The sequence below is a fragment of the Pseudomonas sp. LBUM1669 genome (genome assembly GCF_059695705.1).
Genome location: NZ_CP166784.1, coordinates 4,582,790 through 4,599,603 on the forward strand (window position 1 = coordinate 4,582,790; position 16,814 = coordinate 4,599,603).

The 16,814-nt window shown below is 59.8% G+C and carries 16 protein-coding genes; 4 read left to right on the forward strand and 12 right to left on the reverse strand.

The window, feature by feature from the left end; translation table 11 throughout:
• Window positions 1-125: 125 nt before the first annotated feature.
• The 5 genes from ACA051_RS21195 to ACA051_RS21215 form a co-directional block, all read right to left on the reverse strand.
• Complete coding sequence (locus tag ACA051_RS21195; RefSeq protein WP_497371788.1) at window positions 126-938, reverse strand: OmpA family protein; 813 nt, start codon at window positions 936-938, stop codon at window positions 126-128.
• Window positions 935-1,291: a DUF4398 domain-containing protein gene (locus tag ACA051_RS21200; protein WP_497304490.1), complete on the reverse strand. Its 357-nt coding sequence runs from the start codon at window positions 1,289-1,291 to the stop codon at window positions 935-937. The genes ACA051_RS21195 and ACA051_RS21200 overlap by 4 nt, the downstream gene beginning before the upstream one ends.
• Before the next feature lie 9 nt (window positions 1,292-1,300).
• On the reverse strand, window positions 1,301-2,140 hold the full coding sequence (locus tag ACA051_RS21205) for a substrate-binding periplasmic protein (protein ID WP_497371790.1): 840 nt from the start codon (window positions 2,138-2,140) through the stop codon (window positions 1,301-1,303).
• Between the two features lie 79 nt (window positions 2,141-2,219).
• Window positions 2,220-3,149 carry an electron transfer flavoprotein subunit alpha/FixB family protein gene (locus tag ACA051_RS21210; protein ID WP_010461774.1) on the reverse strand — a complete coding sequence of 310 codons (930 nt, stop codon included), beginning with the start codon at window positions 3,147-3,149 and terminating at the stop codon, window positions 2,220-2,222.
• Window positions 3,150-3,899 carry an electron transfer flavoprotein subunit beta/FixA family protein gene (locus tag ACA051_RS21215; RefSeq protein WP_497371792.1) on the reverse strand — a complete coding sequence of 250 codons (750 nt, stop codon included), beginning with the start codon at window positions 3,897-3,899 and terminating at the stop codon, window positions 3,150-3,152. It lies immediately after the preceding gene.
• A gap of 548 nt (window positions 3,900-4,447) precedes the next feature.
• Between ACA051_RS21215 and ACA051_RS21220 the strand changes: the two genes are divergently transcribed.
• Window positions 4,448-6,112 carry an electron transfer flavoprotein-ubiquinone oxidoreductase gene (locus ACA051_RS21220; protein ID WP_497371794.1) on the forward strand — a complete coding sequence of 555 codons (1,665 nt, stop codon included), beginning with the start codon at window positions 4,448-4,450 and terminating at the stop codon, window positions 6,110-6,112.
• Between the two features lie 184 nt (window positions 6,113-6,296).
• Here the strand turns inward: ACA051_RS21220 and ACA051_RS21225 are convergent, their stop codons facing one another.
• A complete protein-coding gene (locus ACA051_RS21225) occupies window positions 6,297-7,187 on the reverse strand; it encodes an AraC family transcriptional regulator (protein ID WP_497304500.1) in 891 nt (296 codons plus the stop codon).
• Window positions 7,188-7,377: 190 nt separating this feature from the next.
• Here ACA051_RS21225 and ACA051_RS21230 point away from each other — a divergent pair, with 190 nt between their 5' ends.
• Entirely contained in the window at window positions 7,378-8,430 is a 1,053-nt protein-coding gene (locus tag ACA051_RS21230; protein WP_497304501.1) for an NAD(P)-dependent alcohol dehydrogenase, read from the forward strand.
• Here ACA051_RS21230 and ACA051_RS21235 read toward each other — a convergent pair.
• The 6 genes from ACA051_RS21235 to ACA051_RS21260 all read right to left on the reverse strand — a co-directional run bounded on the left by ACA051_RS21235 (window position 8,427) and on the right by ACA051_RS21260 (window position 14,559).
• A complete protein-coding gene (locus ACA051_RS21235; RefSeq protein WP_497304503.1) occupies window positions 8,427-9,230 on the reverse strand; it encodes an IclR family transcriptional regulator in 804 nt (267 codons plus the stop codon). The two genes, ACA051_RS21230 and ACA051_RS21235, sit on opposite strands and share 4 nt — an antisense overlap.
• Window positions 9,231-9,290: 60 nt before the next feature.
• On the reverse strand, window positions 9,291-10,601 hold the full coding sequence (locus ACA051_RS21240; protein WP_497371796.1) for an MFS transporter: 1,311 nt from the start codon (window positions 10,599-10,601) through the stop codon (window positions 9,291-9,293).
• Between the two features lie 439 nt (window positions 10,602-11,040).
• Complete coding sequence (gene dgoD / locus ACA051_RS21245) at window positions 11,041-12,189, reverse strand: galactonate dehydratase (protein WP_008152275.1); 1,149 nt, start codon at window positions 12,187-12,189, stop codon at window positions 11,041-11,043.
• 62 nt (window positions 12,190-12,251) lie between these two features.
• Window positions 12,252-12,872 carry a 2-dehydro-3-deoxy-6-phosphogalactonate aldolase gene (locus ACA051_RS21250; protein ID WP_497304506.1) on the reverse strand — a complete coding sequence of 207 codons (621 nt, stop codon included), beginning with the start codon at window positions 12,870-12,872 and terminating at the stop codon, window positions 12,252-12,254.
• Between the two features lie 19 nt (window positions 12,873-12,891).
• Entirely contained in the window at window positions 12,892-13,884 is a 993-nt protein-coding gene (locus ACA051_RS21255; protein ID WP_497371798.1) for a 2-dehydro-3-deoxygalactonokinase, read from the reverse strand.
• A 192-nt stretch (window positions 13,885-14,076) separates the two neighbouring features.
• Window positions 14,077-14,559: a GNAT family N-acetyltransferase gene (locus tag ACA051_RS21260; RefSeq protein WP_219095383.1), complete on the reverse strand. Its 483-nt coding sequence runs from the start codon at window positions 14,557-14,559 to the stop codon at window positions 14,077-14,079.
• A 256-nt stretch (window positions 14,560-14,815) separates the two neighbouring features.
• Between ACA051_RS21260 and ACA051_RS21265 the strand changes: the two genes are divergently transcribed.
• Both ACA051_RS21265 and ACA051_RS21270 read left to right on the forward strand, forming a co-directional pair.
• Entirely contained in the window at window positions 14,816-15,469 is a 654-nt protein-coding gene (locus tag ACA051_RS21265; protein WP_497304509.1) for an HD domain-containing protein, read from the forward strand.
• A 112-nt stretch (window positions 15,470-15,581) separates the two neighbouring features.
• A complete protein-coding gene (locus tag ACA051_RS21270) occupies window positions 15,582-16,787 on the forward strand; it encodes an MFS transporter (RefSeq protein ID WP_497371800.1) in 1,206 nt (401 codons plus the stop codon).
• Window positions 16,788-16,814 lie beyond the last annotated feature (27 nt).

Here is a 16,814-nt window from a genome sequence, read left to right on the forward strand (position 1 = left end):
AGTTGCCACAATAGTCGACCGTACAGTGCAGTGTCAGCAAAAACTGTACTGTTTTGAGAGGCAATTGGCAGGCGCAAAAAAACCCGGCGCTGACAGGCAGGCCGGGTTTTCCAGTAACGCAGCCCTTAGCGGGTGGCGCCGAGCTGGCCTTTTTCGTCGGAGAACACAATTTCCACCCGACGGTTCTGCGCGCGACCACGCTCGGAAGCGTTCACGTCCACCGGGTATTCATCGCCGTAGCCTTCGACTTTTATACGTTTGTCGTCGATCCCCAGGTCCATCAGCACGTCCGCCACCGATTGCGCACGGTCGCGGGACAGCTTGAGGTTGTCGTGCTTGCCACCCGTGCTGTCGGTATAGCCCTCGATGCGGACCACGCGCTTGGGATTAAGCTGCAGGAATTGCACAATCTTAAGCACCACGCGGTTCGCCGAAGTCTTCAGCTCCGCTTCGCCGGTGTCGAACAGCACATCACCCAGCGTCATCACCAGACCACGGTCGGTCTGGGTGGTTGCCAGAGCGACAATCTGTTCTTCGAGCCACTTGCCCTGCTGCTGCACGCTGAGCAATTTGGACTCGCGCAGAGCCAGTTGCAGACGCTGACGTTCCAGTTCGAGCTTCGCCGCGCGCTCTTCGTTGAGCACCTGATTGGTGTGCTCACGGGCGATTTCGCTGTAGCGCTGGCTCAGGTAGGCGTAATGCACCACATCCGAGCCGCTGCCCCAGTAGCTGGAAAGACGATCAGCACGGGCCAGGGATTCACCGGCACGAATCACGTCCTTGGGCGCGATTCGCAGCACATTGGAGTCTTCCTTGACCTTTTGGAAGTCAGTCCCGGCCTGCTGCAATGCAGTCTCGCTGTGTTGGCCTGCGCAGCCGTAAAGGCTTGCGCAACCTGCGAGGATCAATCCTCCGAGTACTTTGGACTTGAAGCTCATTGGGCATCTCCCAGTTGCTTGCGCAGGCGAGTGATGCGGGTATTGAGCACATTCAGCTGCTCCTCGCTCTTGAGGGTCAGCACCTTGGCTTCGGCCAGACGCGCGTCCAGTTCGGCCTGCTCGGCCCGCATGCGCGCATGCTTATAGGACTGATCGGTCATGTCGCCCTGGGCACGGGAAAACTTGTCTTCGGCCAGTTTGAGTTCCGGCACGTCGGCGGCGGTGGCGCCTACGGCTTTGGCTTGTTCGAGCGCCTGCTCGGTCAGGCGTATTTGTTCATTCGGCGCCGGATCGGCTGCACAACCCGCCAGAGCCAGAACGGCCAGGGCAGCGAAAAGAGGTCGAATACTCACTAAAAATCCCTACTGTTTTGGGGCACTGACGGGCTGTTGCTGCGGTTGTTGCTGCTGCTGCGCTTTCCAACGCTCGATATTGCGTTGTAGCGCGATCTCCGTCAGTCCGGACGCGGGCAATTCTGTCATCTTTTTGGCCAGCTGTCCGCGCAACCACGGATCGTTGCAGGCGGAGTTATGGGAAACCGCGAGGAACAGACCGGGTTTGTCGACCGGTTGGGGACGAGCGATCAGGTCGTTGGCCATGCTCAGGGTTTGCGCGGCGGCCATGCCCGAGTAGCGTCCGGCGAGGACAAATTCCACCTCGCCCAGCAGCAATTTCTGAAAGGCCTGGGTCAAGTTTGGAGTACGCACGAGGGTCAATTGCTGCTCGGCGAAAGTGCCAAATGCCTGGGTCATTCGAGACTTTTCCGACACGGCACCTGGATGACCGTGAAGGTCTTGCGCCTGGTTGTAGACCAATGCCGAGTCTTTTCGGGTCCAGACCAGATAGTCGTTTTCCAGCAACGGCGGATGGATGTAATCCAGGGTGTCCAGCTCTCCGACTGTCAACGGCGCGTCGGCCAGCATGTCCATGCGTCCGCTGCGCACTTCGTCCAGGGCCTGGGCGCGCTTGCCGGCGTAAAGCAGCTCGACCTTGATGCCCATCTCCCCTGCCACGTGTTGCAACAGGTCAGCACTGGCGCCGATCAGATGCTTGGGGTTTTGCGGGTCTTGCCACAAATACGGCGGCGCGTCCGGGCTGCCGGTCACCACCAGCCGTTCGCACTTGCCTGCGGCCACGGCCAACGCCGGCAGCACCATCAGCCCCAGCAGTAATGACCAGCCACCCACGCGGCGCAAATCCATGGCGACACTCTCCACTCAAATCCGGAACAAAAAAAAGCCCGACCAAAAGGTCGGGCTCTTTATAAGTCAAGCGACTGGATTAGACCAGCTTCTCGAACTCGGGGATGGCTTCGAACAGGTCAGCCACCAGGCCGTAATCGGCCACCTGGAAGATCGGCGCTTCTTCGTCCTTGTTGATCGCAACGATCACTTTGGAGTCTTTCATGCCGGCCAGGTGCTGGATCGCGCCGGAAATACCAACGGCGATGTACAGCTGTGGAGCAACGATCTTGCCGGTTTGACCGACCTGCATGTCGTTGGGTACAAAACCTGCGTCGACCGCGGCGCGGGAAGCACCAACGGCAGCGCCCAGCTTGTCGGCCAGGGCGTACAGGTGTTTGAAGTTGTCGCCGTTCTGCATGCCGCGGCCGCCGGAAACGACGATCTTGGCAGCGGTCAGTTCCGGACGATCGGACTTGGCCAGTTCTTCGCCAACGAAGCTGGAAGTGCCAGCGTCGTGGGCAGCCGCAACGGCTTCAACCGACGCCGAACCACCTTCAGCAGCCACCGGGTCGAAACCGGTAGCACGCACAGTGATCACTTTGACCGCAGCGTTCGATTGAACGGTGGCGATGGCGTTACCGGCGTAGATCGGGCGCTTGAACGTGTCAGCGCTTTCGACCGAGATGATCTCGGAGATCTGGTCAACGTCCAGCTGAGCGGCAACGCGCGGCAGAATGTTTTTGCCATTGGAAGTGGCGGCAGCCAGGATGTGGCTGTAACCAGCGCCCAGTTCGGCTACCAGCGGTGCGACGTTTTCCGGCAACTGGTGAGCGTAGGCGGCGTTGTCGGCCACCAGCACTTTAGCCACGCCAGCGATTTTCGCAGCGGCTTCAGCCACGGCGCCAACGCCCTGGCCGGCAACCAGAACGTGGATGTCACCGCCGATTTTGGCGGCAGCAGCCACGGTATTCAGCGTGGCCGGAGCCACTACTTTGTTGTCGTGTTCAGCAATAACCAAGATAGTCATTTAGATTACCTTCGCTTCGTTTTTCAGTTTCTCGACCAGTTCAGCCACCGACTTGACCTTGATACCCGCGCTGCGTGCAGCCGGCGCTTCGACTTTCACGGTCTTGTTGGTGGAGGCGGTGGAAACGCCCAAAGCGTCCGGAGTCAGCACTTCGAGAGGCTTCTTCTTGGCTTTCATGATGTTTGGCAGGGACGCGTAGCGCGGCTCGTTCAAACGCAGGTCGGTGGTGACGATAGCCGGCAGCTTCAGGGAAACTGTCTGTGCGCCGCCGTCGACTTCGCGAGTCACGGCAACGGTGTCGCCGGACACTTCGACTTTCGAAGCGAAGGTGCCCTGACCGTAGCCGCTCAATGCAGCGAGCATCTGGCCAGTCTGGTTGTTGTCGCTGTCGATGGCTTGTTTGCCAAGGATCACCAGCTGAGGCTGTTCCTTGTCGACAACGGCTTTCAACAGTTTGGCAACGGCCAGCGACGTCAGGTCTTCGGCGGATTCGACGAGGATGGCGCGGTCAGCACCCAAAGCCAGCGCGGTGCGCAATTGCTCTTGAGCGGTGGACGGGCCGATGGAGACGACGACGATTTCAGTCGCAACACCTTTCTCTTTCAGGCGTACGGCTTCTTCCACTGCGATTTCGCAGAACGGGTTCATCGACATCTTGACGTTGGCGAGGTCGACGCCGGAATTGTCCGCCTTGACGCGAACCTTGACGTTGTAGTCCACAACGCGTTTGACAGCTACAAGAACCTTCATGGATTCCTCGTTACTCTCCGGTGAAAAGAAAGTCGCCTAGGCGAACCTGGCGGTTTGATGCTCATCGGCGCAAGGGCACCTCTAAAAACGCTGGCAGGTGTATCGGGTGAACCTTGCTCACGAAGCAGATGACCGTTCGTCAGTGGTGACCAACAAGTCATTCGTTATCGCGGCGTGTAAACTGCGCGCCAAACCTGCGCTGCGCATCACCCTGTACTGCCATCGCCCTGTCTTTAGAGGTGCTCTTGAACCCAACAGTCAGCCTACGGCGAGCGCAAAACCGACCGTATCTTGACCGGAACGCCTATTCCGGTCAATACGGCAAAATAGCCGTTCATAAGCCGCGTGACTTTGATTTCTCTGGCTTTGAGCCAATTCAAACAAACGTTTGTATTGGACGCTAGGAGTGGTGTAGATATAATGCGCCACCCAGAGAGAAAGGTGGTCTATCGATTGTCCTGTTCCGCGCATTGCGCAGGAATTCATGGATGCGACACCAAACCTCCAATTAGAAAAAAAACTGTTGAGCCTTGAGTAGGAGATAACCTGTGGAACGCGAATACATGGAATTCGACGTGGTCATCGTCGGTGCCGGCCCCGCGGGTCTTTCCGCCGCCTGCCGCTTGAAGCAGAAGGCCGCTGAAGCCGGTAAGGAAATCAGCGTCTGCGTGGTCGAAAAAGGCTCCGAAGTCGGCGCACACATCCTGTCCGGCGCGATCTTCGAACCCCGCGCCCTGAACGAATTGTTCCCGGACTGGAAAGAACTCGGCGCCCCGCTGAACACTCCGGTGACCCGCGATGACATTTTCGTCCTCAAAAACGCCGACAGCGCGCAGAAAATTCCCGACTTCTTTGTGCCCAAGACCATGCACAACGACGGCAACTACATCATCTCCCTAGGCAACCTGTGCCGCTGGCTGGCCCAGCAGGCAGAGAACCTGGGCGTAGAAATCTACCCAGGCTTTGCAGCTCAAGAAGCGCTGTTCGACGAGAACGGCGTGGTTCGCGGGATTATCACCGGCGATCTGGGCGTTGACCGCGAAGGTCAGCCGAAAGAAGGCCTATACACCCCGGGCATGGAACTGCGTGGCAAGTACACGCTGTTCGCCGAAGGTTGCCGTGGCCACATCGGCAAGCAGCTGATCAAGCGCTTCAATCTCGACAGCGATGCCGACGCCCAGCACTACGGCATCGGCCTGAAAGAAATCTGGGAAATCGACCCGGCCAAGCATCAGCCAGGCCTGGTGGTCCACACCGCCGGTTGGCCGCTGGACATCATGGGCACCGAGAACACCGGTGGCTCGTTCCTCTATCACCTGGAAAACAACCAGGTCGTAGTCGGTCTGATCGTCGATCTGTCCTACAGCAACACCTACCTGTCGCCGTTCGACGAGTTCCAGCGCCTCAAGCATCACCCGGTGCTCAAGCAGTACCTGGAAGGCGGCAAGCGCATCAGCTACGGCGCTCGCGCCATCAGCAAAGGCGGCTTGAACTCGCTGCCGAAAATGGTCTTCAAGGGCGGCGCACTGATCGGTTGCGACCTCGGCACCCTGAACTTTGCCAAGATCAAAGGCAGCCACACCGCGATGAAGTCCGGCATGCTCGCCGCTGAATCCGTGGCCGAAGCGTTGTTCGCCGAAAAGGACGGCACCGAAGAGCTGACCACTTACGTTGACGCGTTCAAGAAGAGCTGGCTCTACGACGAACTGTTCGCCAGCCGCAACTTCGGCCCGGCGATCCACAAGTTCGGCGCCATCGTCGGCGGCGGTTTCAACTGGCTCGACCAGAACATCTTCGGTGGCAAACTGCCGTTCACCTTGCACGACACCAAGCCGGATTACGCTTGCCTCAAGCTCGCGGCCGACTGCAAGAAGATCGACTACCCGAAACCCGACGGCAAGATCAGCTTCGACAAGCTCAGCTCGGTGTTCATCTCCGGTACCAACCACGAAGAAGAACAGCCGTGCCACCTGAAGCTGACCGATCCAAGCATTCCGATCGCCAAGAACCTGCCGCTGTACGATGAGCCTGCCCAGCGTTACTGCCCGGCCGGCGTGTACGAAGTGGTGACCAAGGAAGACGGCGAGAAGCGCTTCCAGATCAACGCCCAGAACTGCGTTCACTGCAAGACCTGCGACATCAAGGACCCTGCACAGAACATCACGTGGGTGGCGCCGGAAGGTGCTGGCGGCCCGACTTACCCGAACATGTAAGCCGAACGCCTGAACATCAAGGCTCCCGGAATGGGGGCCTTTTTGTTGCCCGCAATTCAAGCCACACCACAAGCCCCTTGTGGGAGCGGGCTTGCTCGCGAAGGCTTTCTATCAGCAACCATTGATGTTGACTGACACACCGCGTTCGCGAGCAAGCCCGATCCCACATGGGATTTTTGGTGGATCAGGCCGCGCGTTCATCCCCGGGATTACGCTCGAAGTAGCGCTTGTACTCGCGGCTGAACTGCGACGTGCTTTGATACCCGACCCGATGCGCCACCTGCGCCACGCCCAAACCCTCGGCGATCAGCAACGTTTGCGCCTTGAGCAAGCGCAGACGCTTCAAATACTGCACCGGCGACAACAACGTGCTGCGCTTGAAATGCTCATGAAAGGTCGACGCGCTCATGTTCGCGCAACTGGCCAAGGTTTCCACATTCAACGGCTCAGTGAAATGCCCGTGCAAATGGTTGAGCGAGGCTGCAATCCGGGCGAACTGCCCCTGCTGTTCGACAAGCGCACGCAGCACATCGGCTTGCGGACCGCGCAACGCGACGAACAACAATTCCCGCAGCCGCGCCGGCCCCATGATCTGGCATTCCAGCGGATCGTGCAGGCAACGCAACAGCCGTTCCACGCAACCGCGCATCCCGTCGTCGAGCACCGCCGACGTCATGGATCCCAGTGTTTGCGCAGGAACCGTGCGCCCCGGCACCCGCCCCATGGCCAACACCAGTTCACCGAGCACCACTCGGTCGATGGCGATGGACACCCCGAGCATCGGCCCATCCGGCGCCGAAAACGTTTCGCACTCAAACGGCACCGGCAAGGCCTGAATCAGATAGTGCCCGGCGCCGTACTCCAATGTACGCGGCCCCAGATACGCCAGTTTGCTGCCTTGGGCGATGATGACCAGGCTCGGCTCGTAAATCTGCGGACCACGGGCCACATCGCAACTGGCCCGTAAAACCTGGACGCCCGGCAACGCCGTAGGGGCGAAACCATCGCGAGTGGTCAGGGGCTCGATCAGCGAAACCAGCGTGGCATTCGCATCAAGATAACGGGTTAACACCATGGGAGATCTTCACAAAAAAGTCGCGGAAAGAGGGATGAAAGCATCATCGCAGGTCTGATCGCCCATTTGATCTAACGAACGCTGATGCCGGAGGAATAGGCATGACACCCGGAGGAATCGCCATGGCCGGTGGCAGGCACGGCGCCCAAAATGCGCCGCATCACTTGTCATTGCTTCTGCGAGGTTCACCATGTACACCGCCATCGGATACGCCGCCCAGTCGGCCACCACTCCCCTCGCCCCCGTGAAATTCGAACGCCGTAGCCCAAGGGCCGACGACGTGGCGATCGATATTCTCTACTGCGGCGTCTGCCATTCCGACATCCATCAGGCCCGCAACGAGTGGGGCATTGCCGTTTACCCGTTGATGCCCGGCCACGAGATCGTAGGCAAAGTTACCGCGATTGGTGCGAACGTCACCCAACATAAAATCGGCGATCTGGTTGGTGTGGGCTGCATGGTCGATTCGTGCCGCAGCTGCGAAGCCTGCCAATCGAACCTCGAGCAATACTGCCTCGAAGGTCCGACCATGACTTACGCCACCCCGGACCGGGTCGATGGCAGCAATACCATGGGCGGCTACTCCGACAGCATCGTGGTCAGCGAGCACTTCGTCGTGCGCATCCCGGAGAAGCTCGACCTGGCAAGCGCCGCGCCGATCCTCTGTGCTGGCATCACCACTTACTCGCCGCTAAAACACTACGGCGTGAAGGCCGGCGACAAGGTCGGGATTCTCGGCATGGGCGGCCTCGGCCACATGGGCATCAAGTTCGCCAAGGCGATGGGCGCGGAAGTGACGCTGTTCACCCGCTCGGCGAGCAAGGCCGAAGAAGGACGTCGTCAAGGGGCGGACCACGTGATCGTGTCCACCGATGCCGAACAGATGAAAGCCGCTGCCGGCTATTTCGACTTCCTGCTCGACACCATTCCAGTGCAGCATGACCTCAATCCGTACCTCGACACCCTGCGATTCGACGGCGTGCACATTCTGGTGGGCTTGATCGAACCGATTGACCCACCGGTCCACGCAGCAAAACTGGTGTTGGGCCGTCGCATGCTGGCGGGTTCTTTGATCGGCGGCATCGCCGAAACCCAGGAAGTGCTGGATTTTTGCGCTGAGCACAACATCACCTGCGACATTGAAATGCTCGACATCCGCCAAATCAACGAGGCTTACGCCCGCATGATCGCCGGTGACGTGAAGTATCGCTTCGTCATCGACATGGCGACGTTGAAGGTCTAAATCTTCGCGCCAAGTTCTGCCGACAGCCGGGCCGTGACCCCTTTGATCAGGGGAATCAGCTCGGCCATTTTTTCCAGCGGCATGTACGGCACGGTGCTGGCGATGCTGATGGCGGCGACGATGCGTTTGCTGGCATCGCGGATCGGCGCAGCCACACAGCGGATGGACGGTTCGTTGTCTTCCAGATCGAAGGCATAACCGCCGGCCACGTACTCGATCATGCGCTGCTGAAACTGCTCCCAGGATTGCTCGGGGTGCAGCGGCCAGAATTGATTTTTCCCACCCGCCGGCAGGCTCACGTCGTACAGCCGCTGCCATTCTTCCTGCGTGTCATCCAGCATCAAGGCCTTGCCAATCCCGGTGCGCGCCAACGGCATACGATGGCCGACCCGCGAGCGCATTTCCGGGCCATTACGCCCCGGATTCTTGTGCAGGTACAGCACCTCGTCGCCTTCACGAATCGCCAGGTGAATAGTGTCGCCGGTCAACGCCGACAACTCATCCAGATACGGCCCGGCCAGGGTCACCAACGGCAACTCTTCACGCGCCTGGAAACCCAGCTCGATCAGCTTCGGCCCCAACAGATAACCGACTTGCGGCACCACACGCAGATAACGCTCGTCCACCAGGCAACTGGCCAGGCGATGAGTCGTGCTGCGCGTGGTGCCGATCAGCCGGGCGATTTCCTTGAGATCGCGGGCGCCACTGGCGACGGCCTGAACCACACCCAGACCACGAAGCAGTGTCTGGGTGCCGGTCGGTGCGGCGTCCTTGGCGATTTTTGGGGCGTCTTCCTGCATATCCAGCCTTTACCGTTGAGCGAGTGAACGGGCGGCATTATGGTCGCCCGATGGCTGCCACTACAACTTGATACGCTCGACCTTGCCGACCAGCAAGATGTAGGAAAGCGCGCCAATCAACGCCAGAACCGAGATGTAGGTGATCGCCGGGGCAAACGAATCACCGGTCGCGAGGAAACCGATGACAATCGGCGTGGTAATCGCCGACAGGTTGCCGATGAAGTTGAACACCCCACCGGTCAATCCGAGCAACCGTGCCGGGGCCAGCGTGGAAACCAGCGACCAGGTAATCGAAGCCAGCCCGTTACCGAAGAACGCCAACGCGAGGAAGGCAATCACCAGCGGTGTCGATTCAACGAAATTGGCGCCGATGATCAAGGTGGAAATCAGCAGGCCACCGATGATTGGCAACTTGCGGGCGAACCCCACTGTGTAACCGCGGCGGATCAGCCAGTCGGAAAAGAACCCGGAACACAGCACACCGACAAAGGCGGCGAGAAACGGCAGCGACGCCAACAGGCCGGACTTGATGAAGTCCATGCCGCGGTATTTCACCAGGTAGGTCGGGAACCACGTCAGGAAAAACCATAGCGTCGAGTTGAGGCAGAACTGACCGAGGTAGATGCCCCACAACTTGCGCTTGGTCAGGACGATGCCGAGGTCGGTCCAGCTGAATTTCGCCTTGACCTTGGCCTGCTCGGCCTGGATATCCACCAGTCCGCCACCTTCGCGGATCAGCTCGATTTCGGCGTCATTGGCGCCTTTGAAATCCCGAGGCTCGCGATACACCGCGTACCAGATCACCGCCCAGAGAATGCCCACCGCCCCGGTGCTGACGAACACCATGTGCCAGCCAAATTCATGCTGCAGCCAGGCGAGTACCGGCGTCAGAAACGCCAGGCCGACGAATTGCCCAGAGGTATAGAAACCGATGGCCGTTGCGCGTTCGCGCTCCGGGAACCAAGTCGTCACCACCCGGCTGTTGATCGGATACGCCGGCGCTTCCAGGGCGCCAACCGCCATGCGCAACACGAACAGCGCGATGAAGCTGCCCGCGAAGCCGAGCATCACCGTGGCGATCGACCACAGCAACAAGGCAACGCTGTAGAGAATGCGCGGCGGAACCCGATCCACCAGCCAGCCGCCGGGGATCTGCATGGCGGCGTAGGTCCAGCCGAAGGCCGAGAAAATCAGCCCGACGTGGATCGGGTCGATGCCCAGTTCGCTGGTCAGCGCCGGGGCGGCGATGGACAGGTTGCTGCGGTCGAGGTAGTTGATGACCACGGTGATGAACAGCAGCACCATGATGAAAAACCGCTTGCGACTGGGCGTCACCAACGACGCCTGCCCGGTGAGGGTTTGCGGTTGCATGGGGATTGCCTCTTCTTATGTTTATTGAGGTCGATGTGAAATCGGGGGTTGCCGCAAATCTCCCTGTCCATGGAGATCAAACTGTGGGAGCCAGCCTGCTGGCGATAGCGGTGTGTCAGCCACCACAAATGCTGGATGTGCCGACCCATCGCCAGCAGGCTGGCTCCGACAGGGATTTGCAGTGGGTCAGGGAGAAATCACCACTCGGCAAAACTGCCATCGGTACGGGTTTGCGGTTGCATGGGGATTGCCTCTTCTTATGTTTATTGAGGTCGATGTGAAATCGGGGGTTGCCGCAAATCTCCCAGTCCATGGAGATCAAACTGTGGGAGCCAGCCTGCTGGCGATAGCGGTGTGTCAGTCACCACAAATGCTGGATGTGCCGACCCATCGCCAGCAGGCTGGCTCCCACAGGGATTTGCAGTGGGTCAGGGAGGACTCACCACTCGGCAAAACTGCCATCGGCATGGCGCCAGATCGGGTTGCGCCAGCGGTGGCCGACGGCCGCGCGCTCGATCACGTATTCCTCGTTGATCTCGATGCCCAGGCCCGGGCCGTTCGGGATTTTCACGAAGCCTTTGTCGTAGTCGAACACCCGCGGATCTTTCACGTAGTCGAGCAGGTCGTTGCTCTCGTTGTAATGGATACCCAGGCTCTGTTCCTGGATGAACGCGTTGTAGCAAACCGCGTCCAGTTGCAGGCACGCCGCCAGGGCAATCGGACCCAATGGACAATGCAGCGCCAGCGCCACGTCGTAGGCTTCAGCCATGTTGGCGATCTTGCGGGTTTCGGTGATGCCACCGGCGTGGGACGCGTCCGGCTGGATGATGTCGACGTAACCTTCGCTGAGCACACGCTTGAAATCCCAGCGCGAAAACAAGCGCTCGCCCAGGGCAATCGGGGTGCTGGTCAGCGGCGCCAGTTCCTTCAGCGCTTCGTAGTTTTCGCTGAGGACCGGCTCTTCGATGAACATGAGTTTGTAAGGGTCGAGTTCTTTCATCAGCACTTTGGCCATGGGCTTGTGCACCCGGCCATGGAAGTCCACACCGATGCCGACGTTCGGGCCCACCGCATCACGCACGGCGGCGACGTTGGCCAGGGCGAGGTCGACTTTCTCGAAGGAGTCGAGAAATTGCAGCTCCTCGGTACCGTTCATTTTCACCGCGGTGAAACCACGCTCGACTGCTTCTTTCGCCGCGCGAGCGGTGTCCGCCGGGCGGTCGCCACCGATCCACGAGTACACACGAATCTTGTCGCGCACCTGACCGCCCAGCAAATCGCTGACCGACACCCCCAGGGCCTTGCCCTTGATGTCCCACAACGCCTGATCGATACCGGCCAGTGCACTCATGTGAATCGCACCACCACGGTAGAAGCCACCACGGTAGAGCACGGTCCAGATGTCTTCGATGTTGCGGGGGTCTTTGCCGATCAGGTAGTCGGACAATTCTTCAACGGCAGCGGCCACGGTGTGCGCGCGGCCTTCGACCACGGGCTCGCCCCAACCGGTCACGCCTTCGTCGGTTTCGACCTTGAGGAAGCACCAGCGCGGCGGAACGATGAAGGTGGTGAGTTTGGTGATTTTCATCTTGTGCTCTCTTTTTATAAGTGCAGCTCATATAGATGCAGCGCTCGCAGCGCCAAAAAGTCTTAGCGAAGGGCTTTCCAGGCAGCCACGTAGGCCTTGGCGTTTAGCGCCACGTCTTCAGGCGTCATGCCCGGCTTGAACAACCCGGAACCGAGACCGAAGCCTTTGACGCCCGCGTCGATAAACACCTGCATGTTGTCCGGCGTGATTCCACCGACTGGCGCCAGAATGGTTCCGGCCGGCAGCACCGCGAGCCAGGCTTTGACGACTGCCGGCCCCATCTGCTCGGCGGGGAACATCTTCAGCACGTCCGCCCCTTCCGCCAGTGCGGCAAAGGCTTCGGTCGGTGTGGCAACGCCCGGCGACAGGTACAACCCCGCCGCTTTTGCTGCCCGCAACACCTTGGCATCACTGTGCGGCATGACGATCACCTGACCACCCGCCGCCTTCACTTGCTCGACCTGTTCCGGTGTCAGCACCGTACCCGCGCCGATCAGGCAATCGGCGGGCAAAGTACTGCGCAGGATGCGGATACTGTCGTAGGGCTCAGGGGAGTTGAGCGGCACTTCGATGACGCGAAATCCGGCGGCATAAAGGACTTCGCCAATGGCGGCCGCTTCTTGCGGGCGCAGGCCACGCAGGATCGCGATCAGACCGTTTTGCGCCAGTGCTTGCTTGAGCATGTCAGACCTCCAGTCAGGTTTAACGGGATGGGTGTGCGGCGATCAGTCCGGCGGCGACCGCCAATTGCCACAACCCGCGTTCGGTGGCTTGTTCGGCCAGGGTCACATGGGTAAAACCGCAGGCGTCGAGGGCCCGGCTGTAGCGGGCACAGAGTTGGGAATTACCAATAAGGATGATTGAAGGCAGGTGAACGCTGTTGCGTCGGCGTCGCTGGACATTCGCCAGCGCAGACAGCTCATGGCCGATCAGCAGGCCGGACAAGTAATCCGGTTGGGCAGTGGCGCTGAGCTCACCGGTCAACCCGAGGCTGCGGGCGCTGAACAACGTCGACAACGGACCGATTTCACCCTCCGCCGACAGCGCCACTTGCACACCGCGATCAAACGCCTGGCCATCGAAGGACGCGCCCTTTTGCTGGGTACGCCCCAGAATGCTGTGTTTACTGAGCACGGCGAAGATCTCACCGGTCATGAAGGTATCGAAATGCACGATGCAACCGCCGGCCACTTCCACCCATTTCGAATGACTGCCCGGCAAGCCGATCAACAGATCACGGCCTTGCTCGATCGGTAGATTCTGCAAAACACCGAGCACCTGGGTTTCTTCGCCGCGCATTACGTTCGGCAAGCGCGAACGCTGAATCACCCCCGGCACGATGTGCACATCGACACCGCGAAGACTGCGAATGGCTTGTAGGGATGTTCCGAGATTGGCGACGTTTGCCGGTGTGTCGCAGTAGGCCGCTTCGCACCAGCCCTGGGCGCTGCCGACCATGCCACAGGCAATCACCGGCAAATCCGGCTGCGCGTCGAGCCAGTCACCGCACGCCTCATCGAAGGCCAGTTCAAAACCGTCGGCGCATGACTGGCCGTTGATGACTCGCGGCGTCCGGGGCAGTTGCATGATCCCGGACGACAGCGAACGCTGTTCCAGCACCTTGCCACCCGCGGCGAGTTTGTAAGCACGTAATGAGGTCGTCCCCCAATCGAGCGCGATCAATTGCGCCAGCATCGCTTCACCTGTTTGTTTTATTGGCAGTGAGTGAGCTGGACTATAAACCCGGATGCATAAATATCTCAATATATAAATATCACTCCCATATATTGGGACGATGACAAAAAAATATCGCAGCCTCTGACCACTCCTTCCTATCGAGGCAGGAGCCGCCGAAGGGCTGCGATATTTAGCAGGCCTTGCTGGAGATCAATTGCCCTCGGCAAACTCGCGCAACACCTTCCCATCCATCCGATACCGTACCCATTCTTCCTGCGGCTGCGCCCCCAACGACTTATAAAATTCGATCGCCGGTTTGTTCCAGTCCAGCACGCTCCACTCGAAGCGTCCGCAGTCATTGGCGCAGGCGATTTTGGCGAGGTGGCGCAGCAAGGTTTTGCCGGCGCCGCCACCGCGTTGCTGGGGGGTGATGTAGAGGTCTTCGAGGTACAGGCAATTGCTGCCGAGCCAGGTGGAATAGCTGAAGAAGAACACCGCGAAGCCAATCGGCAAGCCGTCGCGCAGGCAGATCAGGCCGTGGGCGGTGGCGCCTTCGCTGAACAGGCTGCGCTCGATGTCGGCGACGCTGGCGATGACTTCGTGACGGGCACGTTCGTAGTCGGCCAGTTCAGTGATGAACCCGAGGATTTGCGGTGCATCGCTGGGGGTCGCCGGGCGGATCTCGATCGTCATGGACGGGCCTTTGTCGAAAGTTGAAAACGCCATACTAAGTCGGCGCGCCACGCTCGTCACACTGGAAATGCAAAGCTGATCCATGGAGCATGTGTAGCAGCTGGCGAAGCCTGCGTTCGGCTGCGCAGCAGTCGTGAAATCAGACGGCAAACCGCGTGTTCAAGTTTCACGACTGCCTCGCAGCCGAACGCAGGCTTCGCCAGCTGCTACAGGGTTGCGTTGCTGACGAGAACGTTTTTCACTTAACAGGATGTTTATGACCACTGATGCTTTTGCACCGCTGCATACGCTCGCCACTGAGCTGCTACCCCACGCCCTGGAACCCTCGGAAGATGGCGCGCACGATCTGTCCCATCTGCAACGGGTGTGGCACAACGCGCGCACGCTTCATGCTGAAGAAGGTGGCGATCTTGAAGTGTTGCTGGCAGCGGTGCTTCTGCATGATTGCGTGGCCGTGGAGAAGAATTCGCCGTTGCGTTCACAGGCTTCACGCCTGGCCGCCGAGAAAGCATCTGTCGTGCTGACCGACATGGATTGGCCAAGTGCAAAAATCGGCGCAGTCGCCCACGCCATTGAAGCCCACAGCTTTTCCGCCAACATCGCCCCGACCTCGCTCGAAGCGAAAATCATGCAGGACGCCGACCGCATCGACTCCCTCGGCATGCTCGGCGTAGCGCGCACGTTCTATATCGCCGGGCGCATGGGCAGCGCGTTGTACGACCCGCAAGACCCGGAAGCGAAAGCGCGGAACTACGATGACAAGCGCTTTTGCCTCGATCACTTCCAGACCAAGTTGCTGCACCTGGCGGACGGTTTCCAGACGATTACCGGTCAGCAGCTGGCACGCGTCAGGCATGAACGCTTGAAGGATTTTATGACGCTGTTCAAGGAAGAAATCGGCCTCCCCTGACCGCATTACTCCGGCCCGCGCTAACCCTGGCATCGATAACCTCGGACCTAACAATATCGAGGTGCATGGTAGATAGAGGGTCAGCGTCTTTATCGGGTCAAGGAACCGCGTCATGTCTACCGCTACGCCCCACGTCTCAAGCAGATTGTTCGGCCTGTTTTGCCTCGCCAGTTATTTGCTGTCGCTGTCCTACGGCTCGACGTTTCTGTTGTCGCTGTTAATCGGTTCACGGGGCGGTAACGAACACGATGCCGGCAGTGTGATTTCAGCGGCGATGCTCAGTACGTTTGCGGCGGTAATTGTCTCCGGGCACCTGTCGGATTTGCTCGGCGCGGCGCGTTCGATTGCGCTGTTCGGCGTGTTGTTGGTGGCGGCCAGCCTGGGCTTCGCGCTGACGCCGGGGTTCGGCAATCTGTTGCTGTTTTTCGGACTGCTGCTGGGGCTGGGCTGGGGGGTGTTTTACACCTTGGGGCCGATAATCGTGGCGAGCCTGGTGACGCCCGCGCAACGCGCGAAATACTTTGCGCTGCTGTCGGGCAGCATGATGACCGGGATCGGCAGCGGGCCGCTGTTGGGGCGCGCGGCCAGTGCCCTCGGTTACCCCGTCACCGCCGCCTTTTACCTCGCCGCGTTGGCCAGCCTGATGGGTGTGTTGCTGTTTTGGCGGCTGCATTCGCAACTGAAAAAAACACCCTCGCCTACCGCCGCTGTCGCGCGCATTTCCTGGCGTGCGACGACTCAGGTGCTGTCGTCCAGGGCAGTGTTCCCGATCATCATGGTCGGCCTCGGCGGGTGCGTATTCGGCGGCCTGTCCAGCTTTCAAACCAGTTACGCAGCGTCTCGTTCACTGGATTACTCGCTGTTCTTTTTCGGCTTCATGGGTGCGGCGATCAGCAGCCGGATGTTGATCGCCGGGGTCGTGGTCAAGCGCGATCCGTTGCGCGCTTCGTGCCTGCTGTCGGCCGTGATGATGGGCTCGATTGTGCTGTTCGGCTTCGTGGTCGACAGCGGGGTCAGCTACGTGCTGGCGGCGATGATGCTCGGGGTCGGTTACGGGCTGACGTACTCGGTGATCAATGGCCTGGCGGCGAACGAAACGCCGCACGGCACCACTTCGCAATCGTTGTTACTGTTCAGCCTGTCGTACTTCATCGGTGTATTCGGCTTTCCGTTGCTGGCCGGGAAGATCATCGTCGAACACGGAATGACGACACTTCTACTCACAGTTCTCGCCGTAGGGCTGTTGAACTGGCTGATCACCGTGGGCCGCTTGATCTGGCGTCGGGTCGACAGCAGCAAATCGTTGCAACAGGCCTGAACCGTTCGTCGTTCATCAGGCACCAAA